The sequence below is a fragment of the Bradyrhizobium sp. 160 genome (genome assembly GCF_023073735.1).
GTDB lineage: Bacteria > Pseudomonadota > Alphaproteobacteria > Rhizobiales > Xanthobacteraceae > Bradyrhizobium.
Genome location: NZ_JADPKD010000028.1, coordinates 608,330 through 626,940 on the forward strand (window position 1 = coordinate 608,330; position 18,611 = coordinate 626,940).

The window sequence follows — 18,611 nt, forward strand, 5'->3', positions numbered from 1 at the left end:
CCGGGTCAAGTACCCTTAATTCGCCTTTGAAATCAGGGGGCTTTGCCCCTCACCCGAAAGAGATCAGACTGATGGCAGCCATCCCTGGCGTCCGCCGTTCAGAGCTCGGTGACGCCTTGCGAGCTTGTCGCTCGGCGTTCGTCGGCGTCGGCTTGATGAGCTGCATGATCAACCTGCTCTATCTGACCGGATCGGTCTTCATGCTGGAGGTCTACGACCGGGTGCTGCCGAGCCGCAGCATTCCGACCCTGGTCGGCCTCATCATCCTCGCCAGCTTCCTCTACATGGCGCAGGGCGTGCTCGACATGATCCGCAACCGGATCTTGGGTCGGATCGGAACCGCGCTTGACGAGGCCCTCAACAAGCGCGTGTTCGACACCATCGTGCGCCTGCCGCTCATCGTCGGCAGCCGCAACGAGGGCCTGCAGCCGCTGCGCGACCTCGATAACGTCCGCTCCTTCCTCGGCGGCATGGGGCCAAGCGCGTTTTTCGACCTGCCCTGGCTGCCGCTCTATCTCGCCATCTGCTTCGCCTTCCACGTCCTCATCGGCGTCACTGCGCTGGCCGGTGCCATCATCCTGGTGGGACTGACGCTCGTCACCGAGTTCATGTCCCGCCAGCCGGCGCGCGAAGCGATGGGGCTTGCCGCCCAACGCAACGATCTCGCCCAGGCCAGCCGCCGCAATGCCGAAGTCATGGTGTCGATGGGCATGGCCGGCCGGATGAACCAGCGCTGGAGCGAGGCCAACGAAAAATATCTCGCCGGCAATCAGCGGGCGAGCGACGTCGCCGGCGGTCTCGGCGCGGTCGCAAAGGTGCTGCGCATGATGCTGCAATCGGCCGTGCTCGCGGTCGGCGCCTATCTCGTGATCCATCAGGAGGCGACCGCCGGCATCATCATCGCCGGCTCGATCCTCTCCGCCCGCGCGCTGGCGCCGGTCGATCTTGCGATTGCGCACTGGAAATCCTTCGTCGCGGCTCGCCAGAGCTGGCAGCGTCTCACGCGGCTCCTCGAACAGATGCCGGCGCAGGCGATGCCGACCCAATTGCAGGCGCCCACCAGCCGGCTCTCGGTCGAAGGCGTCGCCATGGTGGCCCCCGGCGACCAGCGCCTCATCGTGCAGGACGTCACCTTCGCGCTCGCCGCCGGCAACGGCCTCGGCGTGATCGGGCCGAGCGGCTCCGGCAAGTCGTCGCTGATCCGCGCGCTGGTCGGCGTCTGGCAGCCGGTGCGCGGCAAGGTGCGTCTCGACGGCGCCGCGCTCGACCAATGGTCCTCCGACATGCTCGGCCGCCACATCGGCTATTTGCCGCAAGACGTCGAATTGTTCGGCGGCACCATCGCGCAGAACATCAGCCGGTTCGATCCCGAGGCCACCTCCGACGCGATCATCGCCGCGGCCAAGGAGGCCGGCGTGCACGAGATGATCATCAAGATGCGCGAGGGCTACAACACGCAGGTCGGCGAGCAGGGCGCCGCGCTGTCCGCAGGTCAGGCGCAGCGTGTGGCGCTGGCGCGCGCGCTCTACGGCAATCCGTTCCTGATCGTGCTCGACGAGCCCAACTCAAATTTGGACACCGAAGGCGACGAGGCGCTGACCCGCGCCATCCGCTCGGCGCGCGAGCGCGGCGCCATTGTCGTCGTGGTGGCGCACCGCCCGATCGGCGTCGAGGCGGTCGACCAGATCCTGGTGCTGCGCGACGGCCGCATGCAGGCCTTCGGCCCGAAGGAGCAGGTGCTGGCCCAGGTGCTGCAGCCGCGCGTGTCGCCGCCGGCGCCGATCAAGATCGTCAGCGAAGGTGGAGTGCCAAAGTCATGAGCACGTTGGCGATCGGCGGCACGAAGCCCGCCGCGAAAAAGACCGTGCGCGATTCGATCAAGTTCCACCTGTTGCTCGGCCTCGCCATCGTGGTGGTCCTCGTCGTCGGTCTCGGCGGTTGGGCTTCAACGGTGCTGATTTCGGGCGCGCTGATCGCGCCAGGGCAGATCGTGGTCGAGTCCAATGTCAAGAAGGTGCAGCATCCGACCGGCGGCGTGGTCGGCGAGGTGCGCGCCCGCGATGGCGACGTGGTCAAGGCCGGCGATATCGTGGTGCGGCTCGACGATACCGTCACCAAGGCCAACCTCGCCATCGTCACCAAGAATCTCGATGCCGCGCAAGCGCGCGCGGCGCGACTGCAGGCCGAGCAGCGCGGTCTCGACAAGATCGAATTCCCGCAAGCCCTCCTCGAGCGCGCCAACGATCCTGACGTCAGGGTGCTGCTCTCCGCCGAAACCAAGCTGTTCGACGTCCGTGTCAACGGTCGCACCGGGCAGAAGGCCCAGCTGCGCGAGCGCATCACGCAGCTCAACGAGGAAATTTCCGGCCTCAGCGCGCAGGAGAAGGCCAAGGATCAGGAGATCGCGCTGGTGCAGAATGAGCTCACCGGCGTGCGTGAGCTCTACGACAAGCGCCTTGTGCAGATCTCGCGCCTGACCCAGCTCGAACGCGACTCGGCGCGCCTCAACGGCGAGCGCGCGCAGTACATCGCTTCGCGCGCCCAGGCCAAGGGTAAGATCACGGAGACCGAGCTCCAGATCATCCAGATCGACAAGGACGTCGTCAGCGAGGTCTCCAAGGATCTGCGCGAGACCAACGACAAGATCGGCGAGCTGATCGAGCGCAAGGTCGCCGCCGAAGACCAGCTCCGCCGCATTGATATCCGCGCGCCGCAGGACGGCATGGTGCTGCAATCGACGGTGCACACCGTCGGCGGCGTCGTCACCGCCGGCGATGCCCTGATGCTGATCGTGCCGCAGGCCGACGACCTCCAGGTCGAGGCCAAGGTCAACCCGGTCGACATCGACAAGCTCCAGATCGGCCAGAAGACGCTGTTGCGTCTGTCCGCCTTCAACCAGCGCACCACGCCTGAGCTCAATGGCGTCGTCAGCCGCGTATCACCCGACGTCACCAGCGACCAGCGCACCGGCCAGAGCTATTACACGATCCGCGTCTCGATGCCGGCGCAAGAGATCGCCCGTCTCGGCGACATCAAGATGATCCCGGGCATGCCCGTGGAAGCCTTCGTCCAGACCGGCGACCGCACCATGCTGTCGTATCTGATGAAACCGCTGCACGACCAGCTGATGCGGGCGTTCCGGGAGAAGTGACGCGCGAAAGCGGGCCATCTCCACGACTTGGCTGTCAGTTTGTTATACTGCGATTGCAAACAGCAACCCTCGGTCGAGCATGCAATCTCCACCCTCCATCGCCACTGAATCCTTCTCCGACGCCGGCCTTGCCGTCGCCCGTCTCGAAGAGATCTACGAGCGCAACACGAAATTCCTGCGCGACCGGTTCGAGGCCTATGTTGGCGGCGAAGCGGTCACGACGCGGGTACGGGCCTATTATCCCTTCGTCCGCGTCACCACCGCGACGCATGCGCGGCTGGATTCGCGCCTGTCCTACGGTTTCGTCGCCGGTCCCGGCGTGCACGAGACCAGCGTGACGCGGCCGGATCTGTTCCGCGCCTATCTCACCGAGCAGATCGGCCTGCTGGTTCAGAACCACGGTGTTCCCGTCGAGATCGGGGAATCCGCCGAGCCGATCCCGATCCACTTCGCCTATCGCCGCGACATCAACATCGAAGCCGCCATCACCACCAGCGAGAACTCGGCCATCACGCGCTCGCTGCGCGATGCGTTCGATGTGCCTGATCTCGCCACGATGGACGATTCGATCGCCGACGGCACCTTCGAGCTCCAGCCCGGCGCGCCCGAGCCGCTATCCCTGTTCCGCGCTGCGCGCGTCGATTACTCGCTGCGCCGACTCTATCACTACACCGGCACGGATCCCGAATACTTCCAGAACTTCGTCATCTTCACCAATTACCAATTCTATGTCGACGCCTTCGCGCAGCTCTGCCAGCAACGGCTTCAGTCCGGCGAGGCTGGCCTCGAAGCCTTTGTTGCGCCGGGCAATGTCATCACGCGCAATGGTGGCTCGATCAGCGGCACGCCGCCATTGCGCGTGCCGCAGATGCCGGCCTTCCATCTGGTCGCGCCCGGCTATCGCGGCATCAGCCTGATCAATATCGGCACCGGCCCGTCCAATGCGCGCAACGTCACCGATCATGTCGCCGTGCTGCGCCCGCATGCCTGGCTGATGCTCGGCCATTGCGCAGGCCTGCGCAACACGCAGCGGCTTGGCGATTACGTGCTCGCGCATGGTTATGTGCGCGAGGATCATGTGCTCGATCGCGAGCTACCGCTGTGGGTGCCGATCCCGGCCCTGGCCGAGATGCAGGTTGCGCTCGAGGAGGCGGTCGAGGACGTCACCGGGCTGGAAGGCTTCGAGCTCAAGCGGCTGATGCGCACCGGCACCGTCGCGAGCGTCGACAACCGCAATTGGGAGATTTCCGGGCCGGCGGTGATCCGCCGCCTGTCGCAATCACGTGCGGTCGCGCTCGACATGGAATCGGCCGCGATCGCCGCCAATGGCTACCGCTTCCGCGTCCCGTACGGCACGCTGCTCTGCGTCTCCGACAAGCCGCTGCACGGCGAGATCAAGCTCGCGGGCATGGCCAGCGAGTTCTATCGCCGTCGCGTCGGCCAGCATCTCGAGATTGGCCTGAAGGCCCTGGAGCGGCTCAAGCAGCAGGAATCGGAGCGGCTGCATTCGCGAAAGCTGAGGAGTTTCGCCGAGGTCGCGTTTCAGTAGCGCGTCCCTCCCGCTTGCCGGCAGGATCTGGCAGCAAGACTGTCGCACGCCCGACGCTGGCGTCTCCGTGAGAGCGCAATCATTCCGGAATATCGCCGCCATGACAGGGTTATCACGTCATCCGGGGCCGCAGAAGCAGGAGATAGGAATGATCACAGCGATGATCAGAATCGTCGTGCTGGGAACGTTCGCAGCGGCGCTGTTCGCTTCGCCGGTCTTGGCCGCGGGCGGTGGAGGAGGCGGTGGAGGTGGTGGCGTCAGCTCCACGGACCCCTATGCGGGCGCCTATTCGGATCAGAAAGCGCAGCCCAGCTACCCGAAACGCTCCAACCCAAGGGCAACCCAGAAAGGCAAGAAGCCGAACAGCCAGTCCAGCATCGGTGATCCCGCATTCGCGGCCGGCTACCGCGCGGCCTATGACACGATCTACGAGCGCAACGATTATGCGGTCGCGATCGAGCAATTGAAGGCGCTCGGCCACGACGATCATCCTGCCGTCGCCAATCTCATCGGTTACTCATATCGCAAGCTCGGCGACTACAAGCAGTCGCAGATTTGGTACGAGCGCGCGCTGAAGGCCGATCCGAATCACGTGCTGACTTGGCAGTATTATGGGCTTTGGCAGCTCGAGCAGGGCAACCGCGAGCAGGCAATGTTTCACCTGGACCGCATCGCTGCGATCTGCGGGCGTGATTGCGAGGAGTACAAGTCCCTGGCGACTGCGCTGGAGAAACCCACAGGCGCTGCCCTCGTTTACTGAGAACGCAGGCGGGTCAGGCCTGCCGCTGTACGAAGCGCAGTCCGCTCGGCGTAGTTCACTATCGCGACAATAGGTGGGTTACGCCCTAGGCTAACCCACCCCTGGACATGGTGACAAGCGAAGAAATTTTCAGCATTGTCCGGCGCGGGGGCTCGACCGGGACGACTTGATGCCACTCATGCGCGACAAGATCATTGGCCATGATCTCGAACGGCTGGCCTTTCGCTTCACCATGCTGAACGATGGCGATGTGGTGCAGTGCCAGATCAGCGACGCCGCGATGGACGAACTCGCGGGCATGCAGGGCACCGAAAGCAGCGCGCGCCAGGCGCAATTCCTGTCGCTGCGCGAGACCATCGAGCGGATCGCGTCAGACCTCTACGACGAAGCGCCGCGGGTGAAGGGGCACGTGGTGCGGATTTTCACGCGGCATTTGGCGAGGTGAGATCCATTGAACCACGAGCGCCAGCCCCCGCCGTCGTTCTTCAAAGCTCTGTTTGCGATGGCAGGGCGATCGCAACACTCCTCGCCTGCGGCCATCCTTCGAGACGCCCGCCTTCGGCAGGCCCTCAGGATGAGGGCGGAGTGTGCGGGAACAGTTTCAACGAGCGCCAACGTGGCCTCATCCTGAGGAGACCGCTGGAAGCGGTCGTCTCGAAGGACGAGGCGTGCGCTCAGGCGCCTCCAAAAGTCATATGCGATCGCCCTACCTTGCGTCAGGCTTGCAGCTTCTTCAGCAACAACCTCAGCGCCGCTGCCGCGAACACCTGCATGTTGCCGAACCGGTCGTTGCTGCCCGTCTCCAGCGTCATCACCTCTGCCGTAGGGCCCGCCACCGCCATGCAGCTATGGCCGGCGGCGTCGCCGTAGCGGTTGCCGGTGGGACCGGCGGCGCCGGTTTCGGACAGGCCCCAGTCGCACCCGAAGCGCGTTCGCATCCGCTCGGCAAGCAGTTTCGTGTAGGGCTCCGATGAGGATCGAAAGCCCTTCATGCCGTCGTCCGAAATATCCATCAGCACGCGCCTGGCGTCGCGCGTGTAGACCACGGTCCCACCGAGGAAATAGGCGGACGCGCCGGGCACGGCGAGCAGGCTGGCCGAGATCAGGCCACCGGCCGAGGATTCTGCCACCGCAATCGTCTGTTTGCGCGCGATCAGTTTGGCCGCGACCTGTTCCGCAATGCCGACGAGTTCTTTCATGTCCTTCACCTCTGATCCTCGCAACTGTGATCAGCCTTGCTAGCATAGACGGAAGCCTTGGCCGAGTTGCAGGCGGCGGGCAGGCCTGCTTGAATGGCGGAGACAAAGCGGGGCGGCCAGGCGCTGCCCGCGAGAAGACGAGATTAAGAACTCCACAGGGAAACGTGAAGGAGATGTCATGGCGTCCCTGATCGCCGGCGCTGTCGATTGCGACGTGCATCCGGCCGTGCCGCATCTGACCAGTCTGCTGCCGTACCTGAACGATTATTGGCGCGATCAGGTGACGACGCGCGGCATGGTCGATCTCGTCTCGCAATCCTATCCGCAGAACTCGCCGATCGTGGCGCGTCCCGATTGGCGCCCCGAGAAGGGCAAGCCCGGCGAAAGCCTGCAGGACATGCAGCGCCATGTGCTCGATCGTTTCCAGCTCAAGCTCGCCATTTGCAATCCTCTGTACGGCGTGCAGATGGTGTTCTCCGAGGACATGCAGGCGGCCTTCTGCCGCGCGCTGAACGACTGGCTCGTGAAGGAGTGGCTCGATCGCGATCCGCGCCTGCGCGGCTCGATCGTGATCCCCACGCAAAGCGTCGAGAAGGCGGTCGCCGAGATCGAGCGCTGCGCGCAAGATCGCCGCTTCGTGCAGGTGCTCATGCTGGTCATGGGCGACATACCGCTCGGCAAGCGTGCGCTGTGGCCGATCTACGAAGCTGCGGAACGGCTGGAACTCCCGGTCGGCGTCCACGCCGGTTCCGCCTACCACAATCCGCCCACTGCTGTGGGGTGGGGGTCTTATCACATCGAGGATTATGTCGGTCAGGCCCAGGCGTTCCAGACCCAGCTCACCAGCCTGATCGTCGAGGGCGTGTTCGCCAAATATCCGCGACTGAAAATGGTGATGCTGGAGTCCGGCGTCTCCTGGATCGCGCCCTATCTCTGGCGCCTGCACAAGTTCTGGCGCGGGGTGCGGATGGAGACGCCCTGGGTCGATCGCGCGCCGCTGGAGATTGTGCGCAGCAACATTCGCTTCTCGTTACAGCCCTTTGATGCGCCGCCGGAACCGGAGACATTAATTCGGCTGTTTGATCATATGCAGTCGGACGAATTGGTCCTATTCTCCACGGACTATCCGCACTGGCAGTTCGATGGCCAGGAGGCGCTGCCCGAAGGTCTGTCCCCCGATCTCGTGCGCAAGATCATGATCGACAATCCGTATGCGACCTATCCCCGCCTGACTTAGCCCGCTGCCAAAGGAGGCAAGGCGATGAATATCCAGTTTCGCGAAAGTCCAGAAGCTGCTTCCCCACTGACTGCGAAAACCGCGATCGCGGATTGCGACATCCATCCGGCCCGCGCCACCCACACCGAGCTCTATCCCTACCTCGCCAAACGCTGGCAGCATCACCTCGACATCTATGGCGTCCACGCCTATCAGGGCATGATGGAAGGCCCGCCCTATCCGAAGGCCCAGCCTAACGCCTCGCGCCGCGACGCCTATCCGCCGGAAGGCGGCCCGCAGGGCTCTTCGTTGTCTTTCATGCAGAAGCAACTGCTCGACCCTAACAACGTGCAACTCGGCGTGCTCAATCCGCTCAACACCGGCCAGGGCATCCGCAATCACGAACTCTCGGCCGCGCTGTGCTCGGCGATCAACGACTGGCAGATCGACAAATGGACCAGCAAGGACAAGCGCCTGAAGGCCTCGATCGTCGTCGGCAATGAAGATGGCCTGACGGCCGCCGCCGAGATCCGCGAGCGGGCCGGCGACAAGAACTTCGTGCAGGTGCTGCTGCTCAGCCGCAACGTCGAGCCGCTCGGCCAGCGCCGCTACTGGCCGATCTATCAGGCCGCAGAAGAAGCCGGCCTTCCCGTCGGCGTGCACGCCTTCGGCTTCGGCGGCAATCCGATCACGCCGTCGGGCTGGCCTTCCTATTACATCGAGGAGATGGTGGGACATTCGCAGTGCCAGCAATCGGCGCTCGCGAGTCTGGTTTTGGAAGGTGTGTTCGAGCGTTTCCCGAAACTGAAGATGGTGATGATCGAAGCCGGCTTCGGCTGGGCGCCGTCGCTGGCGTGGCGGCTCGACAAGGCTTGGCAGCGGCTGCGCAGTGAGGTGCCGCATGTGAAGCGGCCGCCGTCCGAATATATCCGCGAGCAGGTGTGGTGGACGACGCAGCCGATGGAGGACCCGGAGCGCCGCGAGGAGCTGTTCGACGTCATCAACTGGATCGGTTGGGATCGCCTCCTGTTTGCGACCGACTATCCGCATTGGGACTATGATGAGCCCTCGCGCGTGCTGCCGGCCGGCGTCAGCGAAGCCAATCGCGAGGCGTTCTATCTCGGCAATGCCAAGAAGCTCTACGGACTAGCCGCATGATCCGAAAAAGTGTGAAGCGGTTTTTCGATAAGATCATGCGGAAGAGACAGATATGGCGCGCCATGTGATTGCCGCGGTCGACGAGCTTCCGCCGGGCACGCGAAAATTACTGGAGATCGACGGACGGCCGATCGCGGTGTTCAACGTCAAGGGCGAGTATTTCGGCCTGATGAACCGCTGCCCGCATCAGGGCGCGGCGCTGTGCGAGGGCCCGCTGATCGGCCTCGCGCAATCGAACGATCCCGGCGAGATCCAATATACGAAACTCGGCGAGATCATCCGCTGCCCCTGGCACGGCTGGGAGTTCGACATCCGCACCGGCCAGTCCTATTGCGATCCCCGCCGCTTCCGCGTGAAGGCCTATCCGGCCCATGTCGAGCCGGGCGCGACCGTGGTGAAGGGGCCGTATGTCGCGGAGACTATCCCGGTGAAGGTCGAGAGCGACTACGTGGTGGTGGAATTGTAGCCTGAACTGCGACCGCAGCGGAGGTGTGCTCCTTCGCCCCGTTTTTACGGGAGAGGTGAAGGAGCGTGCCTCCGGAGTGACCGTCAGTGTCCCGCCACCGGCTCCGGCACGGCATCGTAGGTCGGTACTGCCTTGCCGCCGCCGCGATACACCGTCGACGCCGCGATGATGCCGAGCAGGGCTGCGAACATCAGCCAGAAGCCGGGCGAGGCCTTGTCGCCGGTCCCCTCAATCAACCAGGTCGAGGCGAGGGGCGTGAAGGTGCCGAACAGCGCGGCGGCGAGCGCGAACGCAAGCGAGAAGCAGGTGGTGCGCACATGCGCCGGCACGATCTCGACGAGAGCACCGAGCATGGTGCCGCTGTAGACGCCGAAATAGAACGAAAACATCATCTCAACTGCGAGCAGCTTGCCGAAAGTCGGCGCCGCCACCAGCCAGTGCAGCGCAGGATAGGCGGTGACGAGTGAGAGGCCGGCGATGGCGAGCAGCACCGATTTGCGGCCGATGCGATCGGACAGCGCACCGCCGACCGGATTCCAGATGAAATTGGTGACTGCCACGAGCAGCGTGACCAGCAACGCGTCCTGTGTCGACAGCTTCAGCACGGTCTTGCCGAAGGTCGGCGTGTACACCGTGACGAAATAGAACGTCGTGGTGGTCAGGATCGCGATCATCATGCCGAGGATGACGATGCGCCAGTTGGCGAGCGCGGAGGCGAACACCTCGCTGGCCGTCGGGTGCTTCTTCATGGCGAGGAAGGCTGGCGTCTCCTCCAGCGTCCGCCGCAGGACGAAGATCAGCGGAATGATCAGGCAGCCGACGAAGAAGGGAATGCGCCAGCCCCAAGCGGCGACGGTGTCGGCCGGCATCACCTCGGAGAGGATGAAGCCGAGGATCGAAGCCACGAAGATCGCGACCTGCTGGCTCGACGATTGGAACGAGGTGTAGAAGCCGCGATTGCCGGGCGTTGCGATTTCCGCAAGATACACCGACACGCCGCCGAGCTCGACACCGGCGGAGAAGCCCTGCAGCAGGCGCCCGATCAGCACGATGACGGGTGCCGCGATACCGATGGTCGCGTAGCTCGGGCAGAACGCGATGACGACGGTGCCGAAGGCCATGATGCCGAGCGTGACGATCAGGCCCTGGCGGCGGCCGATGCGGTCGATGTATGCGCCGAGCACGATCGCGCCGACGGGGCGCATCAAGGCGCCGAGCCAGAACACGCCGAAGGTGTTGAGCAGCGACGCTGTTTCATCGGTGGAGGGAAAGAACGCCTTGCCGATCGCGGCGGCGTAGAAGCCGAACAGGAAGAAGTCGAACTGCTCGAGGAAATTGCCGGAGGTGGCGCGCAGGATGGCGCCAATGCGCGACTTGATTGCGGGTGGATTGGTCGATGCGGCTGATCCAGCCATTGCGGTCTCCCCCTTTGGAAAGGCGTGGCCGGCCGGAACTCATCTTCACGGCAAGGCGACAGATTGATGCTGCGACAATCTGTCATACCCCTTCCCGCAGGGTGGGAGGCGAGTCAATCGGTTTTGCCGAGAAAGCTGATGATTGTTCAGGTCTTGTTTTGCGTCGCAGCGATCATCCAGTCCCGGAAAGCGGCCAATTTCGGCGCTTCGCGGCGGCCCTCCGGCGAGACGAGGTAGAAGCCGGCATCGGCCGGCAGCGCGATCTTGAAGGGCACCACGAGGCGGCCCTTGGCGATATCGTCCTGAACGTAGGAGGTCCGGCCCATCGCGACGCCGATGCCGTCGATCGCGGCCTGGATGGTCATGAAGATCATGTCGAAAGTGATGCCGGGCTGCCTGGCGATATCGGCTGGCTGGCCCGCCGCCGTCAGCCACAGCCGCCAATCGTCGCTGTTGGCATTCGAGGTGTGCAGCAGCGAATGGTTTCGCAGGTCTTCGGGCCGGCGTAGCGGCTTGTCGCCGCGCAGTAGGGAGGGACTGCACACCGGAAACAGCTCGTCCGCCATCAGCCAGTCGGCACGCAAGCCCGGCCACTGGCCGCGGCCGTAGCGGATCGCGGCATCGACGTCGTCGCGCTGGAAGTCGACAAGACTGGTCGAGGTGGTGATGCGTACGTCGATGCCGGGGTGCTGCTCCTGGAAATCGGTTAGCCGCGGCAGCAGCCATTTTGCGGCGAGCGAAGCCAGCGTCGACACGGTCAGCACCTTGTCGTCGTCCTTGCGCAGCAACCGGTCGGTGGCGAGGCGGAGATCGTTGAAGGCAGCGCGGACGCCCGGCAAATAGTCACGCGCTTCCGGCGTGAGCGTCAGCGCGCGGTTCTGCCGGACGAACAGGCGGATGCCGAGCTCCTCCTCCAGCCTGCGGATCTGATGGCTGATCGCGGTCTGGGTCACGTTCAGTTCGGTCGCCGCCAACGTGAAACTGAGATGGCGCGCGGCGGCCTCGAACGCTCGCAATCCGTTCAGGGATGGCAATCTGGCAGTCATTTGGCAGCAGGATGTATGACGTTATTTCATGCGGAAAGGTACAAATTGTCGTTTGTCGCGGCGCAGCAGCAGGCAGATATTAGCGCTCAGGTTAGCTCTAGGAGCTGAAGATGTCTACCTTGACCCAAAATTCGATGACAAATCATCATGCGCCGAGCCTGATCCACCAGATCGGCGACACCCTCCACATCTGGCACGAACGCTACCGGACCCGGCGCGAGCTCACCAACTGGACTGCGCGTGATCTGCAGGACGTCGGCCTGACTTGGAGCGATGTGGCTTATGAAGCCGACAAACCCTTCTGGCGGGCCTGATCGGCCGCCAGGCCGGCGCCGCCTGATCACAGGGGCGCCGGCGGTCCCTTTCCCTTTGCGGCATGTGTCATGAGTACGCTTCGTCTGGAAGACCTGAGGCAATATTCCGATTCGCTGCGCACCCGGCAGGGTGAGACGCTCAATGTTCGCTTCGCCGAGCCGCGCAACACAGAGGAGCTCCAGCATTATTTCCGGTCGCTCTCGACCCGGTCCCGCTACAACCGTTTCTTCGGCGCGATCAGCGAATTGCCGAAGGGACTCCTGCACGATTTCCTCGATGTCGGAGAGCGCGAGCGCTTCACCGTGGTGGCGACCATGATGGTCGACGGCTTCGAGACTATCGTCGCCGAAATGCGCTATGCGCTCCATGCCGAGACCGCAGCGGTCGAGTTCGGCCTGTCGGTCGACGACCGCTGGCACGGTCACGGCATCGCCACTGCGCTTCTGAAGAACCTGGAATGCCGCGCCGCTGCGCTGCGCGCCGAGCACATCTTTGGCGAGACGCTGCGCTCCAACGAGACCATGATCTCGCTCGCCCGCAAATCCGGCTTCGCTTTCGTCAATCATCCCGACGATTGGAAGCTGGTGCGCTTCGACAAGAAGATCGCGGTCGCACCGAAAGACATTCCCTGTGCGAGCTGGCGCCTCGCCGCCCTTTCCCGTCAGGCCGACAGCCCCTCAGCCTCGGCCTGACACACTCCGAGCCCGGCCTGGCCAAGCCAGAGCCGGGCATTTTTTTGCCTTCACGCAGCCTTCTTCGGCCTACTTCCCCGTGAACACCGCCTTGCGCTTCTCGATGAAGGCCTGCACGGCCTCCTTGTGATCGGCGGTCGCGGTGAGGCGCACCAGCCGCTCGGCCTCGTGGTCGCGCGCGGTCTCGAAGTCGAAGAGCAGGGCTTCGTCGAGATTGTCCTTCATGTAGCGCAGCGCGAGGCGAGGGCCTTCGGCGAGCGATTTGGCCAGCGCGAAAGCCTCGGCTTGCAGCAAGTCGTCGGGCACGACGCGATTGACGAGGCCGATCGCCTCGCAGCGCGCGGCATCGACGCGATCGCCGGTGAACATCAATTCGCGCGCCCGCGCGGTGCCGACCAGCCGGGTCAGCAGCCAGGCGATGCCGTAATCACCGCTGAGCGCGATGCGGGCGTAGCCGGTGGCAACGAACGCAGATTGCGCGGCGATGCGGATGTCGCAGGCCATGGCGATGGCAAGCCCGGCGCCGACTGCGGGGCCGGGTAGGGCGGCGATGGTGGGCTTGCGCACCGACACCAGCGCGCCGGTGAGCAGGCGCTGCCGCTCCTGGAGATCGGCGATGCGATCCTCAAGCGACATCTCCAGCTTCTTTGAATCGCGATGCGCACCCATGCCCTTGACGTTGCCGCCGGCGCAGAACGCTTCGCCCGCGCCGGTGAGCAGCAGTGCGCCGACATCAGGGTTCTCGCCGCAGCTCCGGATCATCGTGCGCAGCGCCGGCGTTAACGTATCGGACAGCGAGTTGCGCGCCTCCGGCCGGTTCAGCGTGATGACAGCGACGCGCTCGCGGATGACGCAGAGCAGCTCGTTGGTGCCGGTATCGATGGTGGTTTCCGTGGTCATGTCGCTCCCTCTCTTCGTCATGGCGAGCAGCCCGCGACAAAATTGCGACGCAAGTCTGCGCTGGCGACGAAGCAATCCAGTTTGTCTCCGCGAAGATATCTCGATTGCTTCGCTTCGCTCGCGATGACGATTGTTGTGACGTTATTGCCTCAAAACACCGCCTCAAAACGTCTCCACCCATGGCCGCAGCTCCAGCTCCCAGCTCCAGGCGCTGCGCGGCTGCTGCAACACGTTCCAATAGCTCTGCGCGATGGCGTCAGGGTCGAGCATCGAGTCCGGCTTGTCGGCCGGCTCGGTCCGCGTCGCGCTGCGGATAGCGCCGTCGATGACGAAATGCGCGACATGGATGCCCTGCGGCGACAATTCGCGCGCCATGCTCTGTGCGAGTCCGCGCAGCGCGAACTTGCCCATCGCAAACGACGCCGACTGCGCATAGCCCTTGACGCTGGCGGAGGCGCCGGTGAACAGGATCGCGCCGTGCCTGTTCGGCAGCATACGCTTGGCCGCCTGCTGCGCCACCAGGAAGCCGCCATAAGCGCTGACCGCGATGGCGTGCGCGACATCGGCAGGGACCAGGTCGACGAGCGGTCCGCGCGTGCGCCCGCTGGCGTTGTAGACGACGAGGTCGGGCGTGCCGATCTCGCGCTCGACCAGGCCGAACAATCGCTCAACCTCCTCTGGCTCCGTGGCGTTGCAGGCATAGGCTTTGGCCCCGGTCTCGGTGCAGAGCGCGCCCAGCTTCTCGATCTTGCGCGCGGCAAGGGCGACGCGGATGTTCTGGGCCGCAAAGAGCCTTGCCAGCGAGGCGCTCAATCCTTCGCCGGCGCCGATGATGAGCGCGATCCTGTATTTTGGGTGTTCCATGGCGTGATCTCTCGCAGACAAGGAGCCGTTGATCTAAGCATGGTCTGCGCGGACGACCAGCCGGGGCGGTCACAATTCCGCAGAGTGAATTGCTCCCTCACGGCGATCATGCCGCCCTGACGATTTGCGGCTTTATCCGCATTCGCCTCTGGAGCATGATCGACATCATCCCAAGCGGCAAGCGCAAAGAATTGCCGTCGGGCGGAAACGAGAGGACGATCATGCACAAGCCGATCCCAGCGCCGCCAGCACGTATCGCGGTCGAGCCATCCGGCCTGCTGGCACCCGATACCACTGGCATGAATTTCTACCGCGCCGATCCCGGACTGACGGACCTCTTGCGCATCCATCTGCCGGACACGCTGTTCCGCCATATCGAGCCGCATCTCGATCGCCTCGGCGAACTCGCCGGCGGCCAGCTCGACGAATGCGCGCGGCTTGCCGACCGGCACACGCCCATCCTGCATCAGCGCGACAAGTTCGGCCGCGACATACAATGGATCGAGTATCATCCGGCCTATCGCGAGCTAGAGAAGGCCGCGTTCGGCGAATTCGGCATCCACGCGCTCTCGATCCGCAAGGGCATCATGGGCTGGCCGGACAAATATCCCGTGGTGGCCAAGCACGCCTTCACCTTCCTGTTCAACCAGACCGAATTCGGCATGGGCTGCCCGATCAACGTCACCGACGGCTGCGCAAAACTGTTGGCGAATTTCGGCAGTGAAGCGCTGAAGGCGAAATATCTGGATGGCCTGACCCAGACCGACATGAGCAAGCTGACCCAGGGCGGCCAGTTCATGACCGAGAAAGAAGGCGGCTCCGACGTCGGCACGCTGACGACCCGCGCGGTGCAGGAAGGCGACCATTGGCGCCTCTACGGCGAAAAATGGTTCTGCTCGAACGCCGACGCCAAGATCGTGATGCTGCTGGCGCGTCCTGAAGGCGCCGGCCCGGGCACGCGCGGCGTAGGCCTGTTCTTGATGCCGCGCTTCCTCGACGACGGCTCGCAAAACAGCTACCGGATCGTGCGTCTCAAGGACAAGCTCGGCACCCGCTCGATGGCTTCGGGCGAGATCAAGCTCGAAGGCGCGATCGCCTACGCAGTGGGCAAGCTCGACCGTGGGTTCGTGCAGATGGCCGAGATGGTGAACTCGTCGCGGCTCTCAAATGGTGTCAAATCCACCGCGCTGATGCGCCGGGCCTATCACGACGCGCTTGCCGTCGCGAAGAACCGCGTCGTGTTCGGCAATCGCATCATCGACCTGCCGCTCGGTCGCCGGCAGATGCTGAAAATCATGCTGCCGGTCGAGCAAGCGCTGTCGATGAGCTTCCTCACCGCCGACGCGCTCGACCGCGCCGAAGCCGGCAGCCAGGATGCGGCGGCGCTCTTGCGCATTCTCACCCCCACGCTGAAGTTCCGCGCCACGCGCGACGCGCGAAAGGTCTGCGGAGATGCGCTCGAGATGCGCGGCGGCATCGGCTATATCGAGGAATTCGCCACCGCGCGCCTGCTGCGCGATGCGCATCTCGGCTCGGTCTGGGAAGGCACCGGCAACATTGTCGCGATCGATGCGCTGCGGCGCGCGGTCGGCCGTCATGGCGCGGAGTCCGCGCTCGCGGCCGATCTGCATGCCCGGCTCGACGACAGCGCCTCCGTGCCACAGGCCTGGCGCGATAATCTGCGCCGCCTCACCGATGGCGCCGTCGGCTTCGCGCGAGAGGTCGCTGCCAAGGTCGAATACGAGGCCGATGCGCGGCGCGCCACCAGCCTGCTCTATCATGTCGCGAGCGCCGTCGCGCTCGCCTGGGAATCGCATCGCATCCACGACATGCGCGGCGACGCGCGCCGGCTGCTGCTGTCGCGGCTCGTGATCGACCATCGCGTCCTGCCGAGCGATCCGTTCCGGCTGACGGAAAATCCAGTGCAGCAGAAGATCGCCGCGCTGCTGCTCGGCGATCGCGACGCCACCATGAGCGAGGTTGGCGAACTGGTTCTGGCGGCGTAGGCTCCTTTCACCTTTCCCATAGGGAGAGGTGAGGAATGCACTCAACGAAACAGCATGAGGAAACACCGATGAAGGCCGCCGTCCTCTATGAAGTCAATCAGCCGCTCGTCATCGAGGACATCAGCCTGCCGAAGCCCGGCCCGCGCGAGGTCCTGATCCGCACCGCAGTCGCCGGGCTCTGTCATTCCGATCTGCACTTCATGGAAGGCCTCTATCCGCATCCGTTACCCGCGGTGCTTGGGCACGAGTCCGCCGGCGTGGTCGAACAGGTCGGCTCCGACGTCACTTACGTCAAGCCGGGCGATCACGTCGTCACCTGCCTCTCGGTCTTCTGCGGCACTTGCGACAATTGCACGACGGGTCGCACCGTGCTCTGCACCGACACGACGGTGAAGATGCTGCCGGGCGTCTCCGACCGGATGCAGTGGGCGAAACCTGAGAAGCTGCACCAGTTTCTTAACCTCTCGTCCTTCGCTGAGCAGATGCTGGTGCACGAGAATGCGATCGTCAAAATCCGGAAGGAAATGCCGCTCGATCTCGCCGCGCTGATCGGCTGCGGCGTTATCACCGGCTATGGCGCGGTGGTGAACACGGCAAAGGTGACGGCCGGCGAGACCGTGGCGGTGATCGGCTGCGGCGGCGTCGGCATGGCCGCGATCAACGGCGCGCAGATCGCCGGCGCCGGCCGCATCATCGCCATCGATACCAATCCGGCCAAGCTGCAGCTCGCGACCAAGCTGGGCGCGACCGACATCATCAATCCCGCCGATGGTGACGTCGTGAAGCAGGTGCGCGACCTCACCAATGGCGGCGTGCATCATTCGTTCGAGGTGCTCGGCCGCAAGGAGACCGCCGAGCAGGCGTTCGGCATGCTCGCCTCCGGCGGCACCGCGACCATCGTCGGCATGATCCCGTTCGGACAGAAGATCGAGCTGCACGGCTTCGACTTCCTGCGCGAGCGCAAGATCCAGGGCTCCTCGATGGGCTCCAACCATTTCCGCGTCGACATGCCGCGCCTGGTCGATTTCTACCTGCGCGGCCGGCTGCACCTGGAGGACTGGATCTCGGCCAAGCTGAAGCTAAGCGAGATCAACGAGGGCTTTGCCAACATGAAAGCCGGCAAGACGCTGCGCAGCGTGATCGTGTTCGATAGCTGACACAACCACTGTGTCATCGCCCGGCCTTGACCGGGCGATCCAATACGCTGCGACGGAAGTTGCGTGAACGAACCGCCGCGGAGTACTGGATGCTCCGCCTTCGCGGGGCATGATAGCGCTGGGGATGCCGGCTGTGTGCCTAACTCACCGTGACACGTGCGCCGACACCGCCAGCCACTTGCCGTTCTGCTTCGCCCAACAATCGGTATATCGTCCCGTAGCATGCTGGCCGTCCGCCATGGTGTAGCTCGTCGCGGCGTGGATGATGGCGAAATCGCCCATGATGCGGATGATGACGTCGTGCTCATGCAGATTGCGGATCGCGATCGGCCGCGCCGTCTGCTCCAGGAAGGCCGCACGGTCGACCAGCGTCTTGTCGGGATTGGAGCAGTAGAACTCCGCCGCCAGGATCTCGTCGAAGCGCTTGACGTCGCAGTTCTGGACCGAAGCGACATAGTCGCGGTTGAGTGCGGTGAGCTGTTCGAGATCGTTGCTCATGGCCTCTCTCTCCTCCCGTCCGAGATGCGCGTAGCGCTAGCCCCGGAATCTCGATGTTGTTTTACCGCCGTCATTGCGAGCGAAGAAAAGCAATTCAGAAATGTCTCTGCGGGTACAGTCTGGATTGCTCACATGGGGGTTTGGTGTGTCAAGATTTATGATCAGCTCTTTGTTCGATTGCAGGCCAGCTCTTCGTCCCGACCGTGGGATCTTTCGGAA

The 18,611-nt window shown here is 64.1% G+C and carries 18 protein-coding genes; 12 read left to right on the plus strand and 6 right to left on the minus strand.

Translation table 11 applies throughout. From position 1 onward, the window contains the following. Positions 1–71 precede the first annotated feature (71 nt). The 5 genes from IVA98_RS12390 (at position 72) to IVA98_RS12410 (ending at position 5,905) form a co-directional block, all read left to right on the plus strand. Positions 72–1,820 carry a type I secretion system permease/ATPase gene (locus tag IVA98_RS12390; RefSeq protein WP_247308093.1) on the plus strand — a complete coding sequence of 583 codons (1,749 nt, stop codon included), beginning with the start codon at positions 72–74 and terminating at the stop codon, positions 1,818–1,820. Further along, positions 1,817–3,151 carry an HlyD family type I secretion periplasmic adaptor subunit gene (locus tag IVA98_RS12395; RefSeq protein WP_247308096.1) on the plus strand — a complete coding sequence of 445 codons (1,335 nt, stop codon included), beginning with the start codon at positions 1,817–1,819 and terminating at the stop codon, positions 3,149–3,151. Before IVA98_RS12390 ends, IVA98_RS12395 begins: the two co-directional genes overlap by 4 nt. A gap of 79 nt (positions 3,152–3,230) precedes the next feature. Continuing rightward, entirely contained in the window at positions 3,231–4,700 is a 1,470-nt protein-coding gene (locus IVA98_RS12400) for an AMP nucleosidase (protein WP_247308099.1), read from the plus strand. Positions 4,701–4,848: 148 nt separating this feature from the next. Further along, a complete protein-coding gene (locus tag IVA98_RS12405; RefSeq protein ID WP_247308102.1) occupies positions 4,849–5,460 on the plus strand; it encodes a tetratricopeptide repeat protein in 612 nt (203 codons plus the stop codon). Positions 5,461–5,638: 178 nt separating this feature from the next. After that, a complete protein-coding gene (locus IVA98_RS12410; protein WP_247308104.1) occupies positions 5,639–5,905 on the plus strand; it encodes a DUF1488 family protein in 267 nt (88 codons plus the stop codon). A gap of 271 nt (positions 5,906–6,176) precedes the next feature. Here IVA98_RS12410 and IVA98_RS12415 read toward each other — a convergent pair whose 3' ends face one another. Beyond that, positions 6,177–6,659, minus strand: a complete 483-nt coding sequence (locus IVA98_RS12415; protein WP_247308107.1) for a CinA family protein — start codon at positions 6,657–6,659, stop codon at positions 6,177–6,179. Between the two features lie 178 nt (positions 6,660–6,837). Here IVA98_RS12415 and IVA98_RS12420 point away from each other — a divergent pair, with 178 nt between their 5' ends. From IVA98_RS12420 to IVA98_RS12430, 3 genes are read left to right on the plus strand one after another with little or no spacing between them, the layout of a single operon-like run. Beyond that, complete coding sequence (locus tag IVA98_RS12420) at positions 6,838–7,896, plus strand: amidohydrolase family protein (RefSeq protein WP_247308109.1); 1,059 nt, start codon at positions 6,838–6,840, stop codon at positions 7,894–7,896. 24 nt (positions 7,897–7,920) lie between these two features. Further along, entirely contained in the window at positions 7,921–9,033 is a 1,113-nt protein-coding gene (locus IVA98_RS12425) for an amidohydrolase family protein (RefSeq protein ID WP_247308112.1), read from the plus strand. A gap of 52 nt (positions 9,034–9,085) precedes the next feature. Beyond that, positions 9,086–9,499: a Rieske (2Fe-2S) protein gene (locus IVA98_RS12430; RefSeq protein WP_247308115.1), complete on the plus strand. Its 414-nt coding sequence runs from the start codon at positions 9,086–9,088 to the stop codon at positions 9,497–9,499. 83 nt (positions 9,500–9,582) lie between these two features. Here the strand turns inward: IVA98_RS12430 and IVA98_RS12435 are convergent, their stop codons facing one another. Both IVA98_RS12435 and gcvA read right to left on the minus strand, forming a co-directional pair. Further along, entirely contained in the window at positions 9,583–10,914 is a 1,332-nt protein-coding gene (locus IVA98_RS12435) for an MFS transporter (RefSeq protein ID WP_247308118.1), read from the minus strand. Positions 10,915–11,060: 146 nt separating this feature from the next. Continuing rightward, on the minus strand, positions 11,061–11,960 hold the full coding sequence (gcvA, locus tag IVA98_RS12440) for a transcriptional regulator GcvA (RefSeq protein WP_247308121.1): 900 nt from the start codon (positions 11,958–11,960) through the stop codon (positions 11,061–11,063). 110 nt (positions 11,961–12,070) lie between these two features. Between gcvA and IVA98_RS12445 the strand changes: the two genes are divergently transcribed. Both IVA98_RS12445 and IVA98_RS12450 read left to right on the plus strand, forming a co-directional pair. Next, a complete protein-coding gene (locus tag IVA98_RS12445) occupies positions 12,071–12,274 on the plus strand; it encodes a DUF1127 domain-containing protein (RefSeq protein ID WP_247278962.1) in 204 nt (67 codons plus the stop codon). A gap of 69 nt (positions 12,275–12,343) precedes the next feature. Next, complete coding sequence (locus IVA98_RS12450) at positions 12,344–12,967, plus strand: GNAT family N-acetyltransferase (RefSeq protein WP_247354897.1); 624 nt, start codon at positions 12,344–12,346, stop codon at positions 12,965–12,967. A 69-nt stretch (positions 12,968–13,036) separates the two neighbouring features. Here IVA98_RS12450 and IVA98_RS12455 read toward each other — a convergent pair whose 3' ends face one another. Both IVA98_RS12455 and IVA98_RS12460 read right to left on the minus strand, forming a co-directional pair. Next, positions 13,037–13,867 (minus strand): enoyl-CoA hydratase, encoded by an 831-nt coding sequence (locus IVA98_RS12455; protein ID WP_247308127.1) that lies wholly within the window; start codon positions 13,865–13,867, stop codon positions 13,037–13,039. A gap of 162 nt (positions 13,868–14,029) precedes the next feature. Next, positions 14,030–14,731, minus strand: a complete 702-nt coding sequence (locus IVA98_RS12460; protein ID WP_247308132.1) for an SDR family NAD(P)-dependent oxidoreductase — start codon at positions 14,729–14,731, stop codon at positions 14,030–14,032. A 221-nt stretch (positions 14,732–14,952) separates the two neighbouring features. Here IVA98_RS12460 and IVA98_RS12465 point away from each other — a divergent pair, with 221 nt between their 5' ends. Then, positions 14,953–16,737, plus strand: a complete 1,785-nt coding sequence (locus IVA98_RS12465; RefSeq protein WP_247308135.1) for an acyl-CoA dehydrogenase family protein — start codon at positions 14,953–14,955, stop codon at positions 16,735–16,737. A 68-nt stretch (positions 16,738–16,805) separates the two neighbouring features. Next, positions 16,806–17,894: a Zn-dependent alcohol dehydrogenase gene (locus tag IVA98_RS12470; protein ID WP_247278957.1), complete on the plus strand. Its 1,089-nt coding sequence runs from the start codon at positions 16,806–16,808 to the stop codon at positions 17,892–17,894. 144 nt (positions 17,895–18,038) lie between these two features. Here the strand turns inward: IVA98_RS12470 and IVA98_RS12475 are convergent, their stop codons facing one another. Continuing rightward, positions 18,039–18,392 carry a nuclear transport factor 2 family protein gene (locus IVA98_RS12475; RefSeq protein ID WP_247308138.1) on the minus strand — a complete coding sequence of 118 codons (354 nt, stop codon included), beginning with the start codon at positions 18,390–18,392 and terminating at the stop codon, positions 18,039–18,041. Positions 18,393–18,611: the final 219 nt, after the last annotated feature.

Bases quoted from the DNA above. Each gene is read 5' to 3' on its own strand.
- IVA98_RS12435 (WP_247308118.1), bottom strand. From the start codon at position 10,914: ATGGCTGGATCAGCCGCATCGACCAATCCACCCGCAATCAAGTCGCGC.
- IVA98_RS12405 (WP_247308102.1), top strand. From the start codon at position 4,849: ATGATCACAGCGATGATCAGAATCGTCGTGCTGGGAACGTTCGCAGCG.
- gcvA (WP_247308121.1), bottom strand. From the start codon at position 11,960: ATGACTGCCAGATTGCCATCCCTGAACGGATTGCGAGCGTTCGAGGCC.
- IVA98_RS12395 (WP_247308096.1), top strand. From the start codon at position 1,817: ATGAGCACGTTGGCGATCGGCGGCACGAAGCCCGCCGCGAAAAAGACC.
- IVA98_RS12445 (WP_247278962.1), top strand. From the start codon at position 12,071: ATGTCTACCTTGACCCAAAATTCGATGACAAATCATCATGCGCCGAGC.
- IVA98_RS12430 (WP_247308115.1), top strand. From the start codon at position 9,086: ATGGCGCGCCATGTGATTGCCGCGGTCGACGAGCTTCCGCCGGGCACG.
- IVA98_RS12455 (WP_247308127.1), bottom strand. From the start codon at position 13,867: ATGACCACGGAAACCACCATCGATACCGGCACCAACGAGCTGCTCTGC.
- IVA98_RS12415 (WP_247308107.1), bottom strand. From the start codon at position 6,659: ATGAAAGAACTCGTCGGCATTGCGGAACAGGTCGCGGCCAAACTGATC.
- IVA98_RS12475 (WP_247308138.1), bottom strand. From the start codon at position 18,392: ATGAGCAACGATCTCGAACAGCTCACCGCACTCAACCGCGACTATGTC.
- IVA98_RS12400 (WP_247308099.1), top strand. From the start codon at position 3,231: ATGCAATCTCCACCCTCCATCGCCACTGAATCCTTCTCCGACGCCGGC.
- IVA98_RS12465 (WP_247308135.1), top strand. From the start codon at position 14,953: ATGCACAAGCCGATCCCAGCGCCGCCAGCACGTATCGCGGTCGAGCCA.
- IVA98_RS12410 (WP_247308104.1), top strand. From the start codon at position 5,639: ATGCGCGACAAGATCATTGGCCATGATCTCGAACGGCTGGCCTTTCGC.
- IVA98_RS12420 (WP_247308109.1), top strand. From the start codon at position 6,838: ATGGCGTCCCTGATCGCCGGCGCTGTCGATTGCGACGTGCATCCGGCC.
- IVA98_RS12460 (WP_247308132.1), bottom strand. From the start codon at position 14,731: ATGGAACACCCAAAATACAGGATCGCGCTCATCATCGGCGCCGGCGAA.
- IVA98_RS12390 (WP_247308093.1), top strand. From the start codon at position 72: ATGGCAGCCATCCCTGGCGTCCGCCGTTCAGAGCTCGGTGACGCCTTG.
- IVA98_RS12470 (WP_247278957.1), top strand. From the start codon at position 16,806: ATGAAGGCCGCCGTCCTCTATGAAGTCAATCAGCCGCTCGTCATCGAG.
- IVA98_RS12450 (WP_247354897.1), top strand. From the start codon at position 12,344: ATGAGTACGCTTCGTCTGGAAGACCTGAGGCAATATTCCGATTCGCTG.
- IVA98_RS12425 (WP_247308112.1), top strand. From the start codon at position 7,921: ATGAATATCCAGTTTCGCGAAAGTCCAGAAGCTGCTTCCCCACTGACT.